The organism is uncultured Thalassolituus sp. (assembly GCF_950066645.1).
Taxonomy (GTDB): domain Bacteria; phylum Pseudomonadota; class Gammaproteobacteria; order Pseudomonadales; family Oceanobacteraceae; genus Thalassolituus.
In genome coordinates this window covers 1-23,251 of the sequence record NZ_CATMFB010000009.1, presented here as the reverse complement: position 1 = coordinate 23,251, position 23,251 = coordinate 1, and the positions used below count along the sequence as shown (strand labels likewise).

22 protein-coding genes and 2 tRNA genes are annotated in these 23,251 nt (G+C 54.1%); 14 read left to right on the top strand and 10 right to left on the bottom strand.

The genetic code is table 11. From position 1 onward, the window contains the following. Window positions 1–15: 15 nt before the first annotated feature. Entirely contained in the window at window positions 16–2,274 is a 2,259-nt protein-coding gene (gene clpA, locus Q1L85_RS09400; protein WP_300432943.1) for an ATP-dependent Clp protease ATP-binding subunit ClpA, read from the top strand. 28 nt (window positions 2,275–2,302) lie between these two features. Here the strand turns inward: clpA and infA are convergent, their stop codons facing one another. The 3 genes from infA to aat all read right to left on the bottom strand — a co-directional run bounded on the left by infA (window position 2,303) and on the right by aat (window position 3,988). Continuing rightward, window positions 2,303–2,521: a translation initiation factor IF-1 gene (infA, locus tag Q1L85_RS09395; protein ID WP_028292799.1), complete on the bottom strand. Its 219-nt coding sequence runs from the start codon at window positions 2,519–2,521 to the stop codon at window positions 2,303–2,305. Window positions 2,522–2,588: 67 nt separating this feature from the next. Further along, entirely contained in the window at window positions 2,589–3,296 is a 708-nt protein-coding gene (locus Q1L85_RS09390) for an arginyltransferase (RefSeq protein ID WP_300426424.1), read from the bottom strand. Continuing rightward, on the bottom strand, window positions 3,293–3,988 hold the full coding sequence (gene aat / locus Q1L85_RS09385) for a leucyl/phenylalanyl-tRNA--protein transferase (RefSeq protein ID WP_300426423.1): 696 nt from the start codon (window positions 3,986–3,988) through the stop codon (window positions 3,293–3,295). The genes Q1L85_RS09390 and aat overlap by 4 nt, the downstream gene beginning before the upstream one ends. 156 nt (window positions 3,989–4,144) lie before the next feature. On the opposite strand from aat, the gene Q1L85_RS16705 reads away from it, so the two are divergent. The 7 genes from Q1L85_RS16705 to Q1L85_RS09345 are packed head-to-tail and all read left to right on the top strand — an operon-like array spanning window position 4,145 to window position 13,477. After that, window positions 4,145–6,775 (top strand): DNA translocase FtsK, encoded by a 2,631-nt coding sequence (locus tag Q1L85_RS16705; protein ID WP_307726811.1) that lies wholly within the window; start codon window positions 4,145–4,147, stop codon window positions 6,773–6,775. A gap of 23 nt (window positions 6,776–6,798) precedes the next feature. Next, window positions 6,799–7,425, top strand: coding sequence for an outer membrane lipoprotein chaperone LolA (gene lolA / locus Q1L85_RS09370; protein WP_300426422.1), 627 nt, complete (start codon window positions 6,799–6,801; stop codon window positions 7,423–7,425). Next, window positions 7,415–8,746 carry a replication-associated recombination protein A gene (locus Q1L85_RS09365; RefSeq protein ID WP_300426427.1) on the top strand — a complete coding sequence of 444 codons (1,332 nt, stop codon included), beginning with the start codon at window positions 7,415–7,417 and terminating at the stop codon, window positions 8,744–8,746. The genes lolA and Q1L85_RS09365 overlap by 11 nt, the downstream gene beginning before the upstream one ends. Then, window positions 8,743–9,117 (top strand): fluoride efflux transporter CrcB, encoded by a 375-nt coding sequence (crcB, locus tag Q1L85_RS09360; RefSeq protein WP_300426421.1) that lies wholly within the window; start codon window positions 8,743–8,745, stop codon window positions 9,115–9,117. Before Q1L85_RS09365 ends, crcB begins: the two co-directional genes overlap by 4 nt. Before the next feature lie 9 nt (window positions 9,118–9,126). After that, on the top strand, window positions 9,127–10,410 hold the full coding sequence (gene serS, locus Q1L85_RS09355; protein WP_300426420.1) for a serine--tRNA ligase: 1,284 nt from the start codon (window positions 9,127–9,129) through the stop codon (window positions 10,408–10,410). Further along, window positions 10,407–11,777 (top strand): siroheme synthase CysG, encoded by a 1,371-nt coding sequence (cysG, locus tag Q1L85_RS09350; protein WP_300426419.1) that lies wholly within the window; start codon window positions 10,407–10,409, stop codon window positions 11,775–11,777. The genes serS and cysG overlap by 4 nt, the downstream gene beginning before the upstream one ends. 41 nt (window positions 11,778–11,818) lie before the next feature. Further along, complete coding sequence (locus tag Q1L85_RS09345; RefSeq protein WP_300426418.1) at window positions 11,819–13,477, top strand: methyl-accepting chemotaxis protein; 1,659 nt, start codon at window positions 11,819–11,821, stop codon at window positions 13,475–13,477. Here the strand turns inward: Q1L85_RS09345 and Q1L85_RS09340 are convergent, their stop codons facing one another. From Q1L85_RS09340 to tusD, 5 genes are read right to left on the bottom strand one after another with little or no spacing between them, the layout of a single operon-like run. Beyond that, a complete protein-coding gene (locus Q1L85_RS09340; protein ID WP_300426417.1) occupies window positions 13,478–14,443 on the bottom strand; it encodes a glycosyl transferase family protein in 966 nt (321 codons plus the stop codon). It lies immediately after the preceding gene. Then, complete coding sequence (locus Q1L85_RS09335; protein WP_300426415.1) at window positions 14,440–14,754, bottom strand: TusE/DsrC/DsvC family sulfur relay protein; 315 nt, start codon at window positions 14,752–14,754, stop codon at window positions 14,440–14,442. Before Q1L85_RS09335 ends, Q1L85_RS09340 begins: the two co-directional genes overlap by 4 nt. Beyond that, the gene (locus tag Q1L85_RS09330) at window positions 14,754–15,020 is read right to left on the bottom strand and encodes a hypothetical protein (RefSeq protein WP_300426414.1); all 267 of its coding nucleotides are present in this window, start codon (window positions 15,018–15,020) and stop codon (window positions 14,754–14,756) included. Before Q1L85_RS09330 ends, Q1L85_RS09335 begins: the two co-directional genes overlap by 1 nt. 1 nt (window position 15,021) lies before the next feature. After that, window positions 15,022–15,348: a DsrE family protein gene (locus Q1L85_RS09325; RefSeq protein ID WP_300426413.1), complete on the bottom strand. Its 327-nt coding sequence runs from the start codon at window positions 15,346–15,348 to the stop codon at window positions 15,022–15,024. After that, on the bottom strand, window positions 15,348–15,734 hold the full coding sequence (gene tusD / locus Q1L85_RS09320; RefSeq protein WP_300426412.1) for a sulfurtransferase complex subunit TusD: 387 nt from the start codon (window positions 15,732–15,734) through the stop codon (window positions 15,348–15,350). Before tusD ends, Q1L85_RS09325 begins: the two co-directional genes overlap by 1 nt. Before the next feature lie 136 nt (window positions 15,735–15,870). Between tusD and Q1L85_RS09315 the strand changes: the two genes are divergently transcribed. Beyond that, a tRNA-Ser gene (locus Q1L85_RS09315) sits at window positions 15,871–15,961 on the top strand. A gap of 77 nt (window positions 15,962–16,038) precedes the next feature. Here Q1L85_RS09315 and Q1L85_RS09310 read toward each other — a convergent pair. Both Q1L85_RS09310 and Q1L85_RS09305 read right to left on the bottom strand, forming a co-directional pair. Next, window positions 16,039–16,194 (bottom strand): hypothetical protein, encoded by a 156-nt coding sequence (locus Q1L85_RS09310; RefSeq protein WP_300426410.1) that lies wholly within the window; start codon window positions 16,192–16,194, stop codon window positions 16,039–16,041. Window positions 16,195–16,296: 102 nt separating this feature from the next. Then, a complete protein-coding gene (locus tag Q1L85_RS09305; RefSeq protein ID WP_300426408.1) occupies window positions 16,297–17,226 on the bottom strand; it encodes a histone deacetylase family protein in 930 nt (309 codons plus the stop codon). A 77-nt stretch (window positions 17,227–17,303) separates the two neighbouring features. Here Q1L85_RS09305 and Q1L85_RS09300 point away from each other — a divergent pair, with 77 nt between their 5' ends. The 5 genes from Q1L85_RS09300 (at window position 17,304) to Q1L85_RS09280 (ending at window position 23,247) form a co-directional block, all read left to right on the top strand. Further along, a complete protein-coding gene (locus tag Q1L85_RS09300; protein ID WP_300426407.1) occupies window positions 17,304–20,018 on the top strand; it encodes a GNAT family N-acetyltransferase in 2,715 nt (904 codons plus the stop codon). A gap of 46 nt (window positions 20,019–20,064) precedes the next feature. Beyond that, the gene (uvrY, locus tag Q1L85_RS09295; RefSeq protein ID WP_300426406.1) at window positions 20,065–20,712 is read left to right on the top strand and encodes a UvrY/SirA/GacA family response regulator transcription factor; all 648 of its coding nucleotides are present in this window, start codon (window positions 20,065–20,067) and stop codon (window positions 20,710–20,712) included. Beyond that, entirely contained in the window at window positions 20,712–22,538 is a 1,827-nt protein-coding gene (gene uvrC, locus Q1L85_RS09290) for an excinuclease ABC subunit UvrC (protein ID WP_300426405.1), read from the top strand. The genes uvrY and uvrC overlap by 1 nt, the downstream gene beginning before the upstream one ends. An 8-nt stretch (window positions 22,539–22,546) precedes the next feature. Next, window positions 22,547–23,092, top strand: a complete 546-nt coding sequence (gene pgsA / locus Q1L85_RS09285; RefSeq protein WP_300426404.1) for a CDP-diacylglycerol--glycerol-3-phosphate 3-phosphatidyltransferase — start codon at window positions 22,547–22,549, stop codon at window positions 23,090–23,092. Between the two features lie 79 nt (window positions 23,093–23,171). Beyond that, window positions 23,172–23,247, top strand: a tRNA-Gly gene (locus tag Q1L85_RS09280). Window positions 23,248–23,251: the final 4 nt, after the last annotated feature.

Here is a 23,251-nt window from a genome sequence, read left to right as displayed (position 1 = left end):
TAACCAGGAGGCGTTATGCTGAATAAAGAACTCGAGCAAACCCTGAACGATGCGTTTAAGGAGGCTCGTACCAAGCGTCATGAGTTTATGACCGTGGAACACCTGCTATTGGCACTGCTGGACAATGAAGCAGCGTCAGCGGTATTGCAGGCCTGCGGTGCCGACATGCTCAGACTGCGTAAAGAACTCGACGAGTTCGTAGATGCTACAACGCCATTGATTCCGGAAGCTGATGCCGACCGGGAAACTCAACCAACACTTGGCTTTCAGCGCGTACTCCAGAGGGCGGTGTTCCACGTACAGTCCTCCGGCAAAAGCGAAGTGACAGGCGCCAACGTCCTGGTGGCCATTTTCAGCGAGCAGGAGAGCCAGGCGGTCTATTTCCTGAAACAGCAGAACATTGCCCGCATCGATGTTGTTAACTACATCTCTCACGGAATTTCCAAAGTCGCTGGCCCGGAAGAGGGTAGCGACCAGATGTCAGAATCGATGGATGAAGAAGCCGAGAGCGGCTCTAAGTCTGCGCTTGAAGGCTATGCGACTAACCTGAATAAGCTGGCCCGGGATGGGAAAATTGACCCTCTCATCGGACGGGATTTTGAAGTTGGCCGGCTGGTACAGATTCTGGCACGTCGACGTAAGAACAACCCGCTGCTGGTTGGTGACTCAGGGGTGGGTAAAACCGCCATCGTCGAGGGCCTCGCCAAGCGAATCATTGATGGTGATGTGCCGGATGTGATTTCAGATGCGGTCGTATATAGCCTGGACATGGGTGCACTGCTTGCGGGTACCAAATACCGGGGTGATTTTGAGAAGCGCTTTAAGGCTTTGCTTGCGGAGTTGAAGCGCCAACCGCATGGCATTCTCTTTATTGACGAAATTCACACCATTATTGGTGCTGGTGCGGCGTCAGGTGGGGTGATGGACGCCAGTAATCTGCTTAAACCCTTGCTCAGTTCGGGCGAAATTCGCTGTGTTGGCTCAACGACCTTTACAGAATTCCGTGGCATTTTCGAGAAAGACAGTGCGCTTACGCGTCGCTTCCAGAAAATTGATGTGGCTGAACCGTCAGTTGAGGATACTTACAAAATTCTCAAGGGTCTGAAGCCCCGCTTTGAGGAACACCACAACGTCCGTTATACCGACAAGGCGCTCAAGGCAGCCGCTGAGTTGGCTGAACGCTACATTAATGATCGCAATATGCCAGATAAGGCAATCGACGTGATTGATGAGGTGGGTGCTCTGCAGCAGATGGTTCCGCCAAGTCGTCGTAAAAAGACGATTGGGGTGACCGAGATTGAGGAAGTGGTTGCGGCGATTGCCCGTATTCCACCTAAATCTGTCTCTGCATCAGACAAAGAGTTGCTGTTTGGTCTTGAAGATAAGCTCGGCATGGTTGTCTTTGGCCAGAATGAGGCAATTCAGACGCTCTCAACTGCTATCAAGATGTCCCGCGCTGGCCTCAGTAACCCGCAGAAGCCAATCGGCTCGTTCCTGTTTGCTGGACCGACCGGGGTGGGCAAAACGGAGGTTACCCGTCAGCTCGCGTCTGTGATGGGTATGGAGCTGGTGCGTTTTGATATGTCTGAGTACATGGAACGCCATACCGTGTCGCGCCTCATTGGTGCGCCTCCGGGGTATGTTGGCTATGACCAGGGTGGTCTGCTGACCGAGGCAGTGAACAAGACCCCGCATTGTGTGCTTCTGCTTGATGAGATCGAGAAAGCGCATCCGGAAGTCTTCAATATTCTGTTGCAGGTCATGGATCACGGCACGCTGACGGATAACAACGGACGCAAAACGGACTTCCGTAATGTGATTCTGATTATGACAACCAATGCCGGGGCCTCGGTGATGACCCGCGCGAGCATTGGCTTTACGCAGCAGGATCACTCAAGTGATGGTGCTGAGGAGCTGAAGCGGTTGTTTACCCCAGAGTTCCGTAACCGTCTGGACGCTGTTATTCAGTTCGGCGCCCTGCAGCGCGACACTATCATGCATGTTGTCGATAAGTTCCTGGCGGAACTTCAGGGGCAGCTTGATGACAAGGGTGTGCTGCTGAACGTTACTGAGGAAGCCCGTTCCTGGCTGGCTGAGCACGGTTACGATGAGAAAATGGGTGCACGTCCAATGGCGCGTCTCGTTCAGGATAAGATCAAGAAACCACTGGCAGAGAAAATTCTGTTTGGAGATCTGTCGAAGGGCGGTGATGTGGATGTGGTTGTTACTGAGGGCGAGCTTGCGCTCGAAGTGCCAGAGGCGGTGCCGGCGTAACCGGCACCATCCACCTTTGGCTCGAAGATTAACGGGCGCGGTAGGTGATGCGTCCTTTGCTCAGATCGTATGGAGTGAGCTCAACCTTCACCTTGTCTCCAGTCAGAATACGGATGTAGTTCTTACGCATTTTGCCTGAAATATGAGCGGTCACCACGTGGCCGTTCTCTAATTTTACCCGGAACATTGTGTTTGGAAGCGTGTCGATGACTTCGCCTTCCATTTCAATGTGATCATCTTTTGCCATTCGTCACCTGTCTGAAACTTGTTCAACGCGCGCGCATTCTGCACTAAAAAGACGCCTATAGCAAAGGTCATTCCGGGTTTATTGGCTGCCAGACGCCGTCGCGGAACCACTCCAGTGGCGAAAATCGCGTTTTATATTCCATTTTACGGCATCCTTTTACCCAGAAACCGAGGTAGTTGAACGGGAGGTTGAGCGCGCTCGCCAGGTGCGTGAGGTGGGTGATTAACAGGGTGCCGACAGAATATTGTTCGTAGTCCGGATCGTAAAAACAGTACACCGACGACAACCCATCATCGAAGGTGTCAAACACGAGAGTACCAATAAGTCTGCCCTGATGATGTGCGTTAAGAAATCGGGTGGTGCCGAAGTCTTCGGTTAAAAACTCTCTGAACGTCTTTTCTGTCGGAGGAAACATATCTCCGTCGGAGTGTCTGAGCGATATGTAGCGCTCGTATAAGCTGTAATGCTCTGCGCTGAAGTCTGCAGGGGTGACGGAGAGCTGCCAGCTGGAGGCGCGTTTTAACAGCCTGCGGGTGGTTCGCCCCGGGCGAAATGCCTTTGTGTAAAGGCGAACGGGAATGCACTCCATACAGCCCGGGCATTGTGGCCGATAGACCAGACGCCCACTGCGCCGGAAGCCCATCCGGTTCAGAGTGTTCAGCTCTTCTGGTACCAGCCAGAGTCGTGGGTCAACATACTGGCTGCGACTTTGACGATCTGGCAGGTAACTGCAGGGGGATAACTCTGATGGGCTGAACAGCACCAGTGTTTTCACTTAATAACTCCGGGGACGGGGCGTATTTCTTCAGAGTTTACTGCACGCGCAAGTCTTGCTTCAAATTCATCCCGGGGCAGGTCGATCAGGCCGAACCGCGCCAGATGCTCTGTTCTCATCTGGCAATCAATCAGTGTAATGCCGCACTCAAACAACACAGGGACTGCTGCAGCGAATGCTATTTTTGATGCGCCGCTCTGGGCCGAGAACATGGATTCGCCAAACAGGGCGCGACCAATGATCAGTCCATAGAAGCCACCAGCCAATGTGCCGTCGGACGCCCAGCATTCGATGCTGAGTGCTCTGCCACTGTGCTGAAGGGTGGGGTATACGGCTGTAATTTCGCTGTCGATCCAGGTACCGTTCTGACCATCGCGCGGTTCAGTGCAGCCAGTCATGACTCGTTCGAATGCGAGGTTGCTCGTTACTCTCATCCGGGATTTCCGGAGTTCTTTGGCGATCTTGCGCGGGATGTGAAAAGAATCCGGGGTAATAACCGCGCGTGGCGTCGGGGTCCACCACAGTCTGGCTTCTTCGGGGTCATTCCATGGAAATATCCCACGTCGGTACGCGGTATCCAGCCAGAGTGGTGAGATCAATCCCCCGGCAGCCAGAAGTCCCTGAGGATCCGACAACGCCTTGTTAGTCGGGGGGAAGTCCGGAACTTCGTACTCGTTTAACCAATCTATCATTCAGTTACTAACCCCAGGCTATCTTTTGCAACGATACCTTTTCGTTGCGGTTAATGCGATATGCGGTAGCATGGCAGATGCTTTTTTTATCCTGCAGTCTCAGTGCGCGAGCATGTTAGACTGAATCGCCGAAGTTATTGAATTCAGGAAGGTATTTTGTCAAAGGACTCACCTCAGCACACAGGCCAAACCCCGCAGTGGCACAAGAAACACGATATCCTGTTTCTGCTCCTGACGTTGGGGTGCCTTCTGTTGTTTGTTGCGCTCTTTACGTATGACCCTGCCGACGTTTCCTGGTCGGTCATCGGTCAAGGTGCTGCCGGCAATTCGGCAGGGAAGGTCGGCGCGTATCTGGCCGATTTTCTGTTGCATAGTCTTGGCTATCTCGCGTTTGCCCTTCCTGCGCTGATTCTCGCAAAAATGTGGATGCTGTTCAGAAAAGCACCATCAGTCAGCGGGCGCGTCTGGCTGCAGCGGCTGTCAGGGCTTCTGCTCACACTGACTGCCTCGTGTGGATTGGCAGACTTCAGCATCTGGAGTGGAGAGCAATTGCCCGCCGGCGCTGGGGGTATACTCGGTGGCGTATTCTCAGACCTTCTGACCCCCTTGTTTGGCTTTGTCGGGACATCCGCAATATACGTTATTGGGTTGGCGGCAGGCCTGGTCCTGTTTCTTGAGTTTTCATGGCTCCTCTTTTTCGAAAAACTGGGTGGACGACTATTCTCTGCTGCATCCTGGCTGGCTGATCGTCGTCAGGCAACAGGGGGGCAGCGAGAGGGGGCTGTCAGTCAGGAGCGCAATGTGGAAGGCCATGCTCATGCGCGCGCCAAAGCAAACCAACCTGCGCCTGCTGACGTTGGGCGTGCCGTTACCAGTAAAAAGGGGACTCCTGAGGATGATGCACCAGAGGAAAAAGAATCCTCGGGTTTACTGGCTGGCCTCAAGTCCCGGCTCCGCTCCGTTGCGCCGGATCGTAAACATGAGCGCAAGCAGGCCGGTAAGCAACAATTGACGGCGGATGCTCCTGATGCAGGTGTCGCAGCGCCTGTAGCGTCTGCACCTGTGGATGACGACGAACTTATTCCTATCTCGGGTTTTTCAGCGGATGACGATGATGAGATCCTTCCTTGGGAAGACGCTCCGGCTCCTGCAAAACCGGTAAATACACCAGTAGCGAAAGTACAACCGCAGGCTGAAGAGAAAGAACTGCGAATTGAACCGCTGGAAAAACGTGAAAGTAAGCCCAGTGATCGTGCCAAGCGGGATCTGCAGGGAACTCTGTTTAAGGCGGACACCCCGTTACCTTCAATCGCGCTGCTCGATTCACCTAAATCAGAAAACAAAGGCGGCTTCTCGCCTGAGAGGCTGCGTGAGCTTTCCCATCTGCTGGTTCAGAAGCTCGCTGATTTTGGCGTCAAAATTGAAGTGACTGCGGTTGCACCAGGTCCCGTGATTACGCGGTTTGAAATTCAGCCAGCTCCCGGGGTCAAGGCCAGTAAGATTTCGAATCTGGCGAAAGATCTGGCCCGCTCCATGGCGATGGTAAGCGTTCGTGTTGTTGAGGTCATCCCAGGCAAGTCTGTGATGGGTATTGAGGTACCGAACGAAGACCGGGCGGTAGTTTCCCTCTCAGAGGTCCTTTCGTCAGAGGATTATGATCGCAGCAAGTCGCCACTGACTCTGGCGCTCGGGCATGATATTGCCGGCAATCCGGTGATTACCGATCTTGCGAAAATGCCGCACCTGCTCGTTGCGGGTACTACGGGCTCGGGTAAGTCTGTTGGCGTGAACGCCATGCTTCTTTCTCTGTTGTTCAAAAGCACACCAGAAGAGCTTCGCCTGATTCTTGTTGACCCTAAAATGCTCGAGCTCTCTGTGTATGAGGGGATTCCCCACCTGCTGACGCCGGTCATCACCGATATGAAAGAGGCTGCCAGTGGCTTGCGCTGGTCTGTCGCAGAGATGGAACGTCGTTACCAGTTGATGGCGGCCATGGGTGTGAGGAATATCGCGGGATTCAACAAAAAGGTGAAGGATGCACTCGATGCGGGCCAGCCCATTGTGGATCCTACCTGGCAGATCGACCAGTCTTTTGAAACTACGCCTCCGATCCTTGAGCCTCTTCCGTATATCGTGATCGTCATCGACGAATTTGCCGACATGATGATGATGGTCGGCAAAAAAGTTGAAGAACTGATTGCCCGGATCGCTCAAAAGGCCCGGGCAGCGGGTATTCATATGGTGCTGGCGACGCAGCGCCCGTCGGTGGACGTTATCACGGGGCTTATTAAGGCAAACGTGCCAACCCGTATCGCTTTTCAGGTGTCATCCAAGATAGATTCCCGCACCATTCTCGATCAGGGGGGGGCCGAACAGCTGTTGGGGCATGGTGACATGCTCTATATGCCGCCCGGCCTCGCGCTTCCTGAACGGGTGCATGGCGCATTTGTCGACGACGATGAAGTTCACCGGGTGGTTGCTGAATGGAAACTCCGCGGTGAACCTAACTATCTCGAAGAGATCACACAGCTGGGCGAAGATGGGGCCGCTCCGGGGGGCGGCGGTGGTGATGTGGATGGTGAGCAGGATGACCTGTATGACCAGGCCGTTGCTTTTGTTACCGAATCCGGAAAGTGTTCGATATCGTCCGTGCAGCGTAAGTTAAGAATTGGCTATAACCGTGCCGCCCGACTGGTCGAAACCATGGAGTCGGCGGGAGTGGTATCACCGCCATCACATAATGGCAGCCGTGAGGTGCTCGCAGGACCACCCCCGGGTATGAACTGATGTTTTGTAATTAAGGGAAGTTGATGAAGTTTTTCACTCTGGTGTTTTCTTTCTGGTTCGTATCGTTTTCTGCACTGGCGGACGATGCGCTTAACGCCTTTATCAAGCGGCTCGACAGCGTTTCCTCTATGGAAACCCATTTCGAGCAGGTGACGGTGGATCAGTCGGGCAGTGTGCTGCAGTCAATCAGTGGCTTGTTGACGGTGGCTCGCCCCGGAAAAATGCGCTGGGAAACTCAACCGCCATACGAGCAACTGGTCGTCTCTGATGGTGAGCTGGTGTGGATTTACGATATGGATCTCGAGCAGGTCACTATCCGGGAGCTTGAGCAGAAGCTGCAGGATACCCCGGCCCTGCTTCTCAGTGGTAACACGTCAGAGATCGGTGCTAATTACACGGTGGCGATGGCTGAACAGCAGGGACTGACCCGCTTTACACTGACCCCCAGAGACTCCAGTCAGTTGTTTGAAGCGCTCGAGTTCGACTATGAAAAAAGTCGGTTAACTATGATGCGAATCTTCGATGCTGCCGGGCAGGTTACGGAAATCCGTTTTACGGATCTGCAACTGAATACAGACCTTGATCCGCAGGCGTTCTGGTTTGATCTCCCTGAAGGGGTGGATGTCATCGACGGGCGTCATGCACTCTGATCTGTTTTCTACAAAGAGCCCGTACGAGCCTCTCGCCTCTCGATTGCGCCCGGCCAGTCTCAATGAATACGTCGGGCAGCGGCATATTGTTGGTGTTGATGCCCCTCTGCGTAAGGCACTCGACGCTGGCGAAATACATTCGCTCATTCTCTGGGGCCCTCCCGGGGTTGGTAAAACAACGCTTGCCAGATTAATCGCAGGGCATGTCGATGCCGTCTTTCTGTCTATCAGTGCGGTAATGGCGGGCGTAAAGGAGATTCGTGAAGCGGTTGAGCGAGCGCGTCAGGCCCGGGCGGAAGGACGCAAAGCACTTCTGTTTATTGATGAAGTGCACAGATTCAATAAATCGCAGCAGGATGCGTTCCTGCCATACGTAGAAGACGGCACGTTTATCTTTGTTGGCGCTACAACAGAGAACCCCTCGTTCGAACTCAACAATGCGCTGCTTTCCCGAGCGCAGGTGTATGTTCTCAGATCGTTGAATGAAGACGATCTGCTCAGTGTTTTACGGCGTGGTCTCGACAGTCTCGGCGTCAGGCAGGAGGACGAAGGCCCGCTTCATCTGCTGGCAGGTGCCAGTGATGGCGATGCGCGTCGCTGTATCAATCTTCTCGAACAGGCGTTGCAGCTTAATTCGGGAACCCCTCTGACTGAAGAAGATGCCCGCGCAGTTCTGGTCAGTAGCTTCCGCCGGTTCGATAAGGGTGGGGATGCGTTTTACGACCAGATATCGGCACTCCACAAGTCCGTCCGGGGGTCAGACCCCGACGGCGCTTTGTATTGGTTCTGCCGTATGTTGGATGGTGGATGTGATCCTCTGTACATTGCCCGGCGCCTCGTGAGAATGGCCAGTGAAGATATCGGTAATGCAGATCCGAGAGCGCTTACCCTCTGCACCTCTGCCTGGGAAACCCAGGAACGTCTTGGGTCGCCGGAGGGTGAGCTAACCCTCGCGCAGGCGGTCGTCTATCTTGCCTCAGCCCCTAAAAGTAATGCGGTTTACACTGCCTACAAAGCGGCGAGAAAACTGGTGCAGAGCACGCCCGGCTATGAGGTACCATTACACCTTCGCAACGCCCCGACTAAACTGATGGCCTCATTGGATTATGGTGCTGAATATCGCTACGCGCATGATGAGCCCGGAGCGTTTGCAGCGGGGGAGGTGTATCTTCCGGAAGCACTGAAAGGAACACGCTTTTATCACCCGACCGAACGTGGACTTGAGCAGAAGATTGGTGCAAAGCTTGAGCATTACCGGGGCCTGAATGAAGCAAGTTCACTGCAGCGTTACTCCGGTTCTGCTGAGGATGAAGATTTATGATGTATCTCTGGATTGCCATCGGTGGCGCTCTGGGAGCCGTGGCCCGTTACTCTATGGCAACGGCGGTGTTTAAGTGGATGGACAGACCTTTCCCCTATGGCACGCTTTCGGTGAACCTGTTAGGCTCCTTCGCCATCGGTGTGGCCTATGTCTGGTTAGTGGAGCATCAGTTTGGTGGGGATCAACACAAGCAGTTGGCCATGATTGGTTTCCTGGGTGCTTTCACTACATTTTCCACCTTTTCTCTGGAAAGTATCACCCTGCTGCAAGAGGCCCGTTACGAGGCATTTGCATTTTATATTCTGGCGAGTCTTGCTGGTTGTCTGACGGCGACGGCGGCAGGAATCTGGTTAACAAAATCTCTGGTTTAAGTAAGTACGATGCTCGATATCAAATTTGTTCGCGAAAATATTGAAGAAGTAAAAGCAGCTTTGGCAAAGAAAGGCTTTGCCTTTGATGATGCCGGTTTTTCTCGCCTGGATGAGGCCAGAAAATCGGCAATGACTGAAGCGCAGGCGCTTCAGGCTGAGAAAAAGAAAGCATCGAAGCAGATTGGTCAGCTGATCGGTCAGGGGATGTCACCCGAAGAGGCCAAAGCTCAGGTCATGAGTGGTCTGGATGCAGATATCTCGCGTGCGGAACAACAAGCCAAGCAGGCGGAATCTGATCTCCGCGATCTTCTGTTGAGTATTCCTAATGTTCCTGTGGCGGAAGTACCGGCAGGGGCTGACGAAGAAGACAACGTTGAAGTTCTGACCTGGGGAACGCCGCGAAGCTTCGATTTTGAACCGATGGATCACGTTGATGTTGGCGCGCCGCTGGGACTCAACTTTGATGCGGGTGCTCTGGTTGCCGGCTCACGCTTTGCTGTTATGAGTGGTTCGATTGCCCGACTGCATCGCGCCATCACTCAGTTTATGCTCGATGTGCACACGACCGAACACGGTTACGAAGAAACCTACGTACCGTATCTGGTTAACCGTACCGCACTGGAGGGCACTGGACAGCTGCCTAAATTTGAAGAAGATCTGTTCCGTATCCCTCAGGCGCAGGGCGATAAAGATCTCTATCTGATCCCAACGGCAGAAGTACCTGTGACAAACCTGCTGCGCGACGCCGTACATGACGTTGAACTGCCGGTGAAAAAGGTGGCTCATACACCGTGCTTCCGCAGTGAAGCGGGGAGCTACGGTCGTGATACGCGAGGAATGATACGCCAGCACCAGTTTGACAAGGTTGAGCTGGTTCAGTTTGTCCGTGCGCAGGATTCTGAAGCAACCCTCGAAGAACTGACAGGGCATGCAGAGGCCATTCTGCAGAAGCTTAACCTGCCATACCGCAAAGTCATTCTGTGCGGTGGTGATCTGGGCTTCTCTGCGGCTAAAACCTACGACCTTGAAGTGTGGCTGCCCGGTCAGCAGAAGTATCGTGAGATCTCCTCCTGTTCAACGTTTGGGGATTATCAGGCCCGCCGTATGCAGGCTCGCTGGCGCAACCCGGAAACCGGCAAGCCAGAACTGTTGCACACACTGAATGGCTCAGGGCTTGCGGTGGGTCGCACACTGGTGGCTGTGCTTGAAAACTACCAGCAGCAGGATGGTTCGGTTGTCATTCCTGAAGCGCTGCGTCCGTACATGGGTGGTCTGGAGACTATCAGTAAGTGATCAACTTACCACTGGTTCACAACGCGAAACGCTGTGACTTCGTCATCGTTGGTGGCGGCGCTGTCGCCACACGAAAAGTACGTACTCTGGTGAAGGCTGGAGCGAACGTCACTGTCATCAGCCCCGAGGTAAGCGACGACATTCAGGCGCTTGCGGATGCGGGGCAGGTCACCCTTCAGTGTCGCAGTGTTGCGGACGATGAAGCCTATCCTTCCGGGGCCTATGTTGTTCTCGCTACGGAAAACAGCGGCGTAAACGCTGTGCAGGCCGCGCGTGCACGGACCGCAGGTGCGAGCATCTGTCGGACGGATATTCAGGATGATAATGACTTCATCTTTCCTGCGGTGGTTGATCGCTCGCCATTACTGGTAGCAGTGTCTACGAGTGGCGCGACACCAGCATTGACCCGGTACGTCAAAGAACGGCTTGAAGCCTTTATTCCTGATGATTACCGTCGCCTGGCGTCGTGGATGGAAACTCTGAGGTCGCGTCTGAGGGACTCCGGAACCTCCGCTTCGCGCACCGGTTTCTGGCGTCGCTGGATGCGCTCTCAGGCGCCCGAGCAGATTCTTGCACGACGCCCCGAGGTTGCTGAGTCCATCACTGAGCAGCTACTGCAAGGTCAGGAGGTATCTGCAGGAGAGGTTTTTCTGGTGGGTGCCGGCCCGGGCGATCCTGACCTTCTGACGTTCAGGGCGTTGCGCCTGATGCAGATGGCCGAAGTCGTGTTTTATGACCGACTGGTCAGTCCGAAAATTCTCGCAATGCTGCCCGCCGACGCCGAAAAACGCTATGTGGGAAAAGCCCGTAGCGATCACTCGGTGCCGCAGGAGGGTATCAACCAACTACTGGTTGATGAGGCTCTGAAAGGAAAACGTGTGCTGCGCCTTAAAGGGGGAGATCCCTTTATATTCGGGCGTGGTGGTGAGGAAATCGAAGAGCTGGCGGCCGCCGGAGTGCCATTTCAGGTTGTCCCGGGAATCACTGCCGCCAGTGGCTGTTCTGCCTACTCTGGCATCCCACTGACCCATAGGGATCATGCGCAGAGCGTGCGTTTTGTTACTGGGCATATCCGCAACGATACCTGTGATCTCCCATGGGATGAATTGATTCATCCCTCTCAGACGCTGGTCATTTATATGGGGCTCGTCGGTCTGCCGCAGATATGCGAGAAGCTGATTGCGCATGGAATGCCTGCGGATACGCCTATCGCGCTCGTTGAAAAGGGGACACTTCCGGATCAGCGTGTTCATACGGGGACGTTGTCTTCGATGCCGTCCTACGTTGAAGGGCGGGATATTCAGGCGCCGACACTGACGATCGTCGGCAGTGTGGTATCACTTCACGAAAAATTGCGTTGGCGTTAACCGTGTAAGTGGCCCGGCGTGCAAAGCGCCGGGTATCTTCTATGCTTAAATCTGACAATAATGCATTGGATCAGATTTATCCCATGAGCATACTCAATAAACTCACCATCAAAACCAAGATATCAGTTCTGACAGCGATTGCTGGCCTGGGTCTGATAGTGACGCTTATTTCTAATTCAGTTGTGAATAACGCCAATTCGGAGCGACTGAATCTGATACAGAGCCAGTTGTTTCCTGCTGTCCAGGAAGCGCGGTCAAATCTCGTCCGGTTATCCAGAATCGAGGAGTCGCTTTCGTCGGCGGTGGTGGTGAACGACTCTGATTTTATTGAATCTGCAAAAAGAACACGTGCTGAGTTAATCAAAGGGTACGAAGATCTGACATCTCACTGGCCTGAGCAGAAAGCCCGTCTCGATAAAGACCGGGCGCAGTTCGAAGCCTATTTCAGCACGGCGGCGGGTATATCCAGCGATATGATCAGTGGCAATATAGACGCCCAGTTGCCTGACAAAATCGAAAAAATGAATCAGCAGCTTGCTCAGTCTAAGGCGGCGATGCAGAGCTTCCACGATTATGCGCTGGAAACTTTTAATGAGGTGGTCGTGGCCTCCGATGTCGCCACAGATCAGGCCCTGACCGCGGGGGTTGTGATCGCATTGGGCACCCTCGCGATCCTGATGTTCGTTTCCTGGAGTATTACCAATTCGATCTCGTACGCCCTGGGCAGTCTTCTCAAATCTATGCGGGATATCGCCAGTGGCGACGGCGATCTGACTCTCCGGATTCAGCGCCGCACTGAGGACGAGATTGGTCAGGTGGTCGATTCATTCAACAGCTTTGTTGAAAAGCTGCATGGCAGTATTGGTGAGCTGGTCCGTTCGTCCACACCTCTCGGGCGTATCTCTGATGAGCTGAGTGGGCTGACCCGTGAGAGTCGTGATATGTCTGCCCGTCAGACGCAGGCGGCAGAGCGTGTTTCTGATGTGGTTCAGGATATGGTAACCAGCGTTCGCTCTGTATCAGAGAATGCAGCGAGCGCGGCGAAAGCTGCAGGTGAAGCGGATTCTGCTGCCAAGCAGGGACGACTGATCGTTAACGATACGGTTGAGAGTATTAACCTGTTGGCGTCAGAGGTGGAGCGCGCCTCTGATGTAATTCGTCAGCTTGAGCAGGATACAGAGAACGTTGGCTCTATTCTTGATGTGATCCGGGGAATAGCCGAGCAGACCAACCTGCTTGCTCTGAACGCCGCTATTGAGGCAGCGCGTGCCGGGGAGCAGGGGCGTGGGTTTGCGGTTGTGGCCGATGAGGTCCGTACTCTCGCATCGCGGACGCAGGATTCTACTCAGGAAATCCAGAAAGTTATTGAGCAGCTTCAGAGTGCGGCGGGGCAGGCGGTGAGTGCCATGAGCAGCAGCAAGGACCGGGCGCAGAGTAGTGTTGATCATGCCGCGAGAACGGGTGAGTCGCTGCGCGAGATCACTCAGAAGGTTGAGTCGATTACTGCGATGAACTCCCAGATAGCCCAGGCGACAGATCAGCAGGAAACGTCCGCCAATACCATTCGGACCGATGTGGGGTCTATGCGTGAGCATTCGGAAGGCGCACTGGAAAGTGTGCGCCAGGTGGATGAGGCTGCAGGCGCCCTGTCAGAGGTTTCCGCTGTTCTTAAGCGGGTTACCGGGCAGTTCCGGGTCTGATCAGAGCAGGCTTTTGTCTCTCGCTGAAAACGCCCTGGTGCATTCCGCCAGGGCGTTTTCGTATGTCAGTTCCGGGCGGATAGTGCGCAGTGCCAGTGCTGCGGTGTTCAATACTGCTTCTGTGGCGTATTCCGATGTGAGCTGATCTCGCCAGAACGCGATCAGGTGAGCGGTGTCGGGTGAGTCCGGCTTGTCGCTGTAATGGCTTTGTCGGTTCGGTATGGTCAGCTCACTTTCTTCGTTGTTGAGGCAGAGGCCGGCAATGCACGAACGCTCGGGGTTGACCTCAAACTCTCCGCCTTCTCCCTTAATCACGGCGCAGGCCTCGCCGTTCATCAGCGCGGCAGATGTGTGGACCTTGCGGTAGTTGGGGTGAAAAATCCCCTGAACCGAAGGTACTCCTGCGGGAGATATGGTTTTAAGTACCGTGTTGATTGGTGAGCGGACGCCAAGGACGCTCTTAAGCCCGAGCCATTTCTGCAATACCGGATGTATTTCTGAACAGGGAAGGTACGCAAGAGGATGTGTCGTTGCGTTCAGCTCCTCGGCGGTAACCTCGGGGAGTCCCAGATCTTTGAATACCTCATGGGCATAAACACGCCCTTCGGTATGAGCAAGTGTACCGTGAACCAGTATCCGATATCCCATTTCCCGTAGCAGAAGCGCGGATAGTACCCACCACATGGGTTGGCGGCGTTTGCCCGCATAGCTTGACCAGATAAGGTCATACTCACAGGCGGCTGTCGGCCAGTAATGATTGATCGCTCGCGCGAAGCCAGCGATTTCGTCCGGACTCTCTTCCAGTACCCGGAGCAGCATAAAAACAGCTCCGATCTGTTCTGGTTCGGCGTCTCCGCTGAGAAAATGAGTCATGGTGAAGCTGGCTTCATCAAGGGTCATGTTCCGGCTGGCGTTTTTCCCCCGGGCCAGAATTCGTACATATTCAGCAAGCGGGTGTTTGTTCACAGGCAGTTCTCCGGACGGGGAAGGCCGGCAATGCGTGCAGCGACTTTCGCAGGACTGCCGGGAAATAAAGTGAGAAGGTAGATGCTGGTACTTTTGTCGGCACCGAGAGTCTGCTTCAGGTATCTCGTTAGTGGGCGCATGGCAGGAGACAGATCAAATTCTGAGTAAAATTCGCGCAGCGCATGAATTATTTCCCAGTGGGCGTTGGTCAGGGTAATGCCTTCGGTCAGAGCCAACTCGGTTGCGACAGAGGCTGACCAGTCGTCAAGATTGAGCAGGAAGCCATCTTTGTCTGTTTCTGGAGGTGCCATTACCAGCTCACTGTCTTTTCTGCGGATGTGATTAACGTTGCCCACTGCTGATCATTGAGGGGGGTGACGTGGTCACTGCCTTCTCTGAGAGTCAGTCCCCGGGTGTTGAGATCATCGCTGCTGGCAAACACTTCGCCTTTGCCGCTCCAGCGGTGAATCTGATAGCAGCCATCCCCCAGAAACAGAAGCTGATCCTTGCTGCTGGTGACGGCATCCAGGTCCCGGAGGAGTGCCGGGCTGCGACTCATTATGATGTGAAGTGCCATGTCAGAACGTTACCGTATCATAGTTGTCCAGCCAGTGCTGAATATCGGGCTGGCTGACTTCTGTCGTGTTGTCGGGCAGCGCAATAGGGCCGGGGTTCAGTGCAGAGATGCTTTCAATCCCGTACATTGGCAGCGCCTTGATCAGCTTCTGAGGATTCTTTCCTCCGGGTTTGCGAGCGGTCTGGCCAGGCTGCAACCAGAAAAGCCCATCGCCGCAGAAAACAATATTCACGTCATGATCAAATGCCGCCATTGCCAGTGCAAACTCCAGTGCTTCACAATCTGGTGTGGGGGGCGTAGTGATGATTATAAGAAGCTGTTTACTCATCAGAACTGCAGGACCTTGTCGCCGTTAATGTAGGCTTCAGCAATGTCGCCGAGGCCAACCAGTGAAATGCGTTCGTCAATGGTCGCTACTGGCAAGCCGTATCGTGCCTGTTCGCTACTGTTCGTTATGCCTCTGCGCAGGCTGTTGGCGATGCAGGCGTGCAGTGAAAAGTTGAATTGCCCGGCGAGTTGTAGCCATCGGTCAATGGTGCTTTCCTGTCCTTGTGGAGGTTGCTGGCTGCCGTTGGCTACCATGACGGCTTCACTGTACAGGAACACCTGGCGGATGCTGTTTCCCTCTGGCAGAGCCTCAACAAAACGCTGCGCCAGCTGGTGCCGCGAATCATTAAACGGGGAATGGGTCAGTAGCAGGGTGTAGGTCGCCATCAGACACTCCAGTTAAAAAAGCTATGATATGTGTCGACGGCCGAAATGGGAATGTTGCTGCGGTTGTTTCTCTAATCAATTGATTTTAAAAAAGAAGTTGACAGCAAAATTTTAGACAGTAATATAAGCGGCGTTCGGAGGGATGGCTGAGCGGTTGAAAGCACCGGTCTTGAAAACCGGCATACGTTAATAGCGTATCTAGGGTTCAAATCCCTATCCCTCCGCCACTTATTTCGCAAAAAAGCCAGCATTTATGCTGGCTTTTTTCTTTTCTGTGCACCTGAGTTTCGTCGGGCTGCCCCGGTCAGAATATATGCTTCAGTGCCACGATCAGTACAGAGCCGCTCCAGGTGGCCAGCGCGGTGATGATGGTCCATTCGAAGCGTGTAAGACGATTAAGAGTTTGTGGGTCTGCTACTGCCTGGTGAATCATACCCGGGGTCAGAGTTCTTTTTGTCATATCTGGAAGCCTATGGTGAGTTAGGTTTTACCAGAATACCCGTCTCTCTATTTGCTTCCGCAGGCATTGCGTTGTCTTGGTGTGACGCTGAGTAACCGAGTTTTACGCTTTGTGCTTTACAAAGGGTTGCAGATATTCAGCAACGCATCGCCCGAGTGCGCCGAGATGGTAGCCGCCTTCGAGGATGCTGAGGACTGGCGTTGACCGGGGGGTAGCGAGACTGATTATCTGGTCTGCCAGCCAGTGGTAATCGTCATCCAGCAGGCAGAGTTCTGCCATTGGGTCATCTCTGTGTGCATCAAACCCAGCGGAAACAATAATCAACTCGGGTGCAAAGCTGCGAACAGCGGGTAGCCATGCGGACTCAATTTCCGCGCGAAAGGTTGCACTCCCTGTGCCTGCTTCCAGCGGGGTATTGATAAGGTTGTTATAGCGGCCTTCCTGGTAATGGCTGTAGGGATAGAAGGGATGCTGGAAGCTGGAGCAAATCATAAAGCGATGATCGTTGCCCAGGATATCGATCGTTCCATTGCCCTGATGCGCATCAAAATCCAGAATAGCGATCCGCTGAAGGTGGTGTTGGTCTGCCGCGCGCAGTGCAGAGATTGCTACATTATTGAGAAAGCAGAACCCCATCGCTTTTTTGTGTTCGGCATGGTGTCCCGGAGGGCGTGTTGCGACAAATGCATGTTGGTAGTCATTGCGCATAAGTGCGTCGAGTGCCGAGGTGCATGATCCTGCTGACCAGAGAGCGGCGCGAAGAGAACCCGGTGACATCTGAGTGTCTTCATCGACGTAGATGTGACCATGTTCGGGCTGTATGAGATGAAGTTGATCGACGTAGCCCTTGCTGTGTGCACGGAGTATGTCCGGTATCGTCGCTTCTTCTCCCTTGATATGAATCAGTTGATCCCACAGGTGTCGGGCTTTAAGCTCCTGCTCTATGGCGAGAATTCGCATGGCATGCTCAGGGTGCTCTTCATCCGTAAAATGAGAGAAGTGCTCTTCTGATGTGAAGTAGGCGACACTCATACTGGCTGCTGTCCGTTTTTTTGCCCAGTTTAACTCTGGCAACTAAAAACACCAGCTTTCTCAGGGGAATTGTTGAAATGGGCACCCGGTCGCTCGAGCGTTTTTTTCATCCGGAAACCATCGCTGTCATAGGCGCCTCTGAGCGAAAAGGTAGCTTAGGGGGTGCGGTTCTCCGCAATCTCCTTGCGGGAGGGTACGAAGGCGATATCCTGCCAGTGAACTCGAAGGGGTACGCCAGTATTCAGGGCGTGAAGGCCTACAGCCGGCTGGGGCAGCTCAAAGTCACGCCTGATCTTGCGATTATCTGTACCCCCGCCGACACTGTGCCAAAAATCATAAAGCAGCTGCACTCACTGGGGGTGGAGGCTGCGATGGTGCTGACTGGCGGGATAGCCCGTGCCCGCTCGTGGCAGTTCCGCCCCAGCTCCGAACGCATGGATAAGGTCGTGCTGCAGACGCGCATGCGTATTCTCGGCCCGGATTGTCTGGGGCTGCTCATTCCTCATCGACATATTAATGCCAGCTTCCTCCATGTGCCGGTGCATCCGGGGCATGTCGCGTATATTGGTCAGTCCGGGACCCTCGCGTCCGGTGTGATGGACTGGGCCTACAGTCGCAAAATCGGTTTTTCTCATGTGGTAACCCTGGGGCGCAGTGAGGATGTGACGCTCCCTGACCTGATTGACTACATCGCTCAGCAGCCGAAGGTAAGGACCATGCTGGTCCAGCTTGACGAGATACGGTCGGGGCGGGAGTTGGTCCGTTCACTGCGCGCGGCCTCGCGTCAGAAACTGGTTCTGGCCGTGAAGAATAACCGCTTTCCTGAGAGTCCCCTCAATACCATTGATGCTCCCAAAGGGCTCGCGCGGAGGGATCTTCTGATTGATGAGATTTTCGCGCGGGCAGGGGTTCTGCGGGTAAATGCCACTGACGAACTTTTTGACTGTGTTGATGTGCTGGGGAATCGCAGGGAGCGATTTGGTCCGCGCCTGGCAATCATTGCTAACGGCCGTGGGCCTGCAATTCTCGCGATGGATCGCCTTCTGCACGATCGTGGGACGCTGGCGGACCTGAGTGGCGACTGTCAGGCGAAGCTCAGAGAAATACTCCCTGATTACATCAAGGCAACCAACCCGGTGCTGCTGAATCCCGAGCTTAAGCCTGAGCAGTTAAGTGCGGTGGCATCTGCCGTCCTTGCGGATCGCCAGGTCGACGCATTGTTGGTGGTTTACACGCCAAGCCTGGGCTCTGATCCGAAGGAAAACGCAGATGCTTTGATTGAAGTGGCGGCGCGGACGCAGAAAACAGTGCTGACAAGCTGGCTGGGTGAGTACTCCGTCGAGGAAGCTCGGGCAGGCTTTGACCGGGCGTTGATTCCGACCTTTGATACCCCGGATAATGCCATCAAGTCATACATGTATATGGTGCAGCATCAGCGAACACAGGATCTGCTCCGTGAAACGCCTGAGAGTATTGAAATACCGGTGTCTGCTCAGCACTCTAAGCTCGATCGGGAGTTTCAGGATAATTACAGCTCCGGAGATTTTTTACCTCCGCAGGAAGCATACCGCCTGTTGAACTCTTATGGTTTTGCCTGTGCTGATAATATTTACCGGAGCTCTCTCGATGCACTGGTTCGTGATTCATCAAAGGTTCCGGGGCCCTGGGTGCTCCGTGTTCATCACCGGGATTATCTCTACCCGTTTGCTTATGGCAATAACCCCAGGGAGCGTATCCGCAGTGTTGTCAGGGATCTGGAGCAGCCGGGTGATCTGAGACCGGCTGCTGATTCTCTGAAAAGCCTGATACGCGAGCGATTCCCCGGAAGTCCTGTGCTTGGTTATACCCTGCAGACTATGCATCGCGCACTGGATAATCTGCAGTTTTCATTTGGGATTGGCCGGGACAACGAGATTGGCCCATTCCTGTTTTTCGGAGGTGGCGGCAGTACCGCGGATATTCTGGTAGATCGTCAGGTGGCTTTGCCGCCACTGAATGCGAATCTGGCAGAGAAACTCATCCGCAGGTCGCATTTCTATGAGGTACTTCAGGAGCGCTCTGAAGATCCTGAACGCGATCTCCTGACCCTCGAACGCTGGCTGGTTGCGTTGTCGCATATGGCGCTGAATCATCCGTGGCTTGCGGGTCTCGAGGTTAACGCCATTCGTCAGCAGGTCGGTCGCTATCGCGTTATTGGTGTGGCGGCCGAGGTAGGGCGCCACATGCGCTGCGCGATTCTGCCTTATCCGACTGAGCTGGAGGCTGGTTTCTCCAGTCCTCGTGGCACTCAGTACCATGTCCGGCCCATTCGCGGAGAAGACGAGCCGCTACTGCGCCAGTTTTACGAAGGGTTGAGTGCTGAATCTCTGAGGTTGAGGTTCTTCAATGCCCGTCGGCGATTTGATCATAACGAGTTGGCCCGGCTTACGCAGATAGATTACGACCGCGAAATGGCTTTGGTGGCGATAAGTAATGATCGCCTGTACGGCGTGGTGCGCGTTTGGGTAGACCCGGATGACGTCGCCGCCGAATTCTCGGTGATCGTTGATGATAATTGCCGGGGGGAGCATCTTGGGCATCATCTGATGAGTCGCATCATTGGCTATCTGAAAGAAAGGGGCGTTCTGCAGATATACGGAACTGTCCTTCCTGAGAATGGGCCTATGTTGCGACTCGCCGAACGGCTTGGCTTCAGTCAGAAGCTGAACAGTGCTGATGGCGTGGTTGAGGTGGCCATGACACTGAATACAATGAAACACGCCTGGCAACGGCGGCGCATGTATTCTGTTTGAAGCCTTTGGTATATAGTCAGAAAAAATTTTCAGCGGATTGCAGGCTTTGATTCGAGTATTGGTAGTGGATGATCATGATCTGGTGAGGTCCGGCATCAGCCGGCTTCTTTCGGATACTGATCAGATTGATGTTGTAGGTGAGGCGAATAGCGGAGAAGAGGCTGTGCGACTGTCCCGTGAGCTGGAACCTGACGTTATTCTTATGGATATTAATATGCCGGGCATCGGAGGCATGGCTGCTACCCGTAAGATTCTTCACCATCAGCCCGAAACTCAGGTGATCGCGGTCACCGTTTATGACGATAATCCGTACGCATCCAGATTGCTCAAGATGGGAGCCTCTGGTTACCTGACAAAAGGGGCGGATGTTGACGAGATGGTCCGTGCGATCGTCAAAGTGAAGTCAGGCCAGAAGTACATCAGCCCGGATATCGCGCAGAAAATGGCTCTGCGTCCGTTTCAGAGTGAGAGCGAATCCCCGTTTGACACTTTATCTGAGCGTGAATTACAGATCGCTTTGATGATTGTTAACTGCCAGAAAGTCGCTGCGATCAGTGAGGCTCTGTTCCTCAGCCCTAAAACTGTGAATAGCTACCGCTACCGCATTTTTGAGAAGCTGGGGATCGACAGCGATGTTGAGCTCACGCATATGGCTCTGAGGTATGGGTTGATTGATCCGAACGAAGGCGGTTGATGACGGATTTTGATATACCCGGCTTTCTTCGCTCTCTGACGCAGCGTGCGGGTGTCTACCGCATGTATGCTGACGATGAAGAACTGCTTTATGTCGGCAAGGCCAAAAACCTTAAAAACCGGGTGTCCAGTTACTTCAGGGCGCGTGGGCTGAATACAAAAACGGTCGCTCTTGTCGCCCGGATCGCAAAAATTGAAGTGACTGTGACAGGCAGCGAGGCTGAAGCCCTTCTGCTGGAGCAGACGCTGATTAAAAAACATCGGCCTCAGTACAACATCCTCCTCAAAGACGATAAGTCATACCCCTACCTGCACCTGTCTGATCATGCATATCCATTGCTGGCGTATCGACGGGGGAAGCGTCGTCGGTCTGGTCAGTACTTCGGGCCTTACCCCAACGGGGCTGCCGTCAAAGAAGCGCAGAACTACCTCCAGCGATTGTTCCTGTTGCGCAACTGTGAAGACAGTTACTTTAACCACCGCAGTCGGCCATGCCTTCAGTATGAGATCAAGCGTTGTTCGGCGCCTTGTGTGGGAATGGTGACCCAGGATGAGTATGCGCGGGATATTCAGCGGGCCAGAATGTTCCTGGAAGGTAAGTCTCTTGAGTTGGTGAAAGACCTCCAGGCTGCGATGGCTGAGGCAGCAGAGGATCTTCAGTTCGAGAAGGCGGCGGAATACAGAGACAGGGTAGATCTTCTGCGGCGTATTCAGGAGAAACAGAGTGTCGACTCGGGTGATGCGAATGCGGACGTTTGGGTGGCGCTGGACTGGCAGTCCATGCTTTGTGTGCAACGGCTGACATTTCGTGGTGGTCGCCTGACCAATTCACAGAGTTTCTTTCCTGAAAATCCCGCGGGTGATGACGTGGAAGAAGTGCTCGTTTCTTATCTGGAGCAGTTCTACATCGGCGAGTATGGAGGTGAATCACCTCCTGAAACTCTTGTTGTTGATGTTGATGGAGATCGGTTTGCCCCCCTGATCAGTGTGCTACAGCAACGTGGTCAGAGACTGAGGCATCAGCGGGGTGTGCGTGGAGAATCCCGGCAATGGCTTGCTATGGCTGGGGAGAATGCCCGGGCAGGGATTCAGGGGCGGTTGTCGGGGCATCAGGCCGCTTCAGGTAAGCTTGCACGGGTGGCAGACCTGTTAGGCATGTCAGAGGCGCCAGGGCGCATTGAGTGCTTTGATATCAGTCACTCTCAGGGAGAAGAGGCTTACGCCTCCTGCGTGGTTTACGGCGGCGAAGGGTTGGATAAAAGCCGCTACAGGCGCTTCTCTGTGCGGCACGTTACCGCTGGAGACGATTATGCGGCGCTGGAAGATTCGGTCAGGCGGCATCTGACGAAAATGCAGGAGAAGCAGGATTTACCCGGGCTCCTCCTTATTGATGGGGGGAAGGGGCAGGTGTCGCGGGTGGCTCAGGTGACTGAAGAACTGGGTATTCCGCATCTTGAAATCTGGGGGATATCAAAAGGGACAACACGAAAAAGTGGTTGGGAGTTCCTGTGGAGAGCCGGGGCGGATCGCCCGGTCACGCCCGACGCCCACGACGAAGGATTCCGTTTGTTACAGTTTGTCCGGGATGAAGCCCACCGGTTCGCGATTACCGGGCATCGTAAGGCCAGAGCGAAGAAGCGTGGGCAGTCGGATCTTGAAGCGCTTCCCGGGGTTGGGCCAAAACGCAGACGGGAGCTTTTGCTTCATTTCGGGAGTCTGCGTAATATGCGCGGTGCTCCCCGGGAGGAGTTTGAGAAAGTCCCGGGTATCAGTAAATCACTCGCCGCTAAGATTTTTGCGACATTGCACGGTGAAGAACAGGAGTAGTACGTTACATGAACCTTCCAAATATCCTCACGCTCGGCCGGATTTTTATGATTCCGCTGATGGTGGTCTGCTTTTATTGGTTGGGTGAGAGCGGGAGGTTGTGGGCTTCGCTGTTGTTTGCGGCAGCTGCGGTAACGGACTGGTTTGATGGATATCTTGCCCGCAAACTTGATCAGCAGACAGCACTGGGGGCGTTTCTTGACCCTGTGGCTGATAAGTTGATTGTGTCGGTGGCTCTGGTGTTGCTGGTTGAGCATTTCAATGATGTATGGCTGACGATTCCGGCGATGGTAATCGTTGGGCGGGAGATCGTTATTTCTGCGCTTCGCGAGTGGATGGCAGAGCTGGGTAAGCGGGCAAACGTCGCGGTCAGTTATATCGGTAAGGTAAAAACGGCACTGCAGATGATTTCGATAGCAGTACTGCTCGGGGCGCCAGCCGGCGGATTGCTGGAAACTGCGGGTATCTATGCCCTTTACGCGGCAGCTGTCCTGACTTTGTGGTCGATGCTCATCTACCTGAAAGCTGCATGGCCAGACCTTCGTGATTCCTGATGATGGCGTGCTAAGTTCTTAAAATTAAAGAAAAAAGCTTGACTACACGCTGCGGAGCCTTAAAATGCGCAGCACTTAAGCGGGAATAGCTCAGTTGGTAGAGCACAACCTTGCCAAGGTTGGGGTCGCGAGTTCGAATCTCGTTTCCCGCTCCAATTT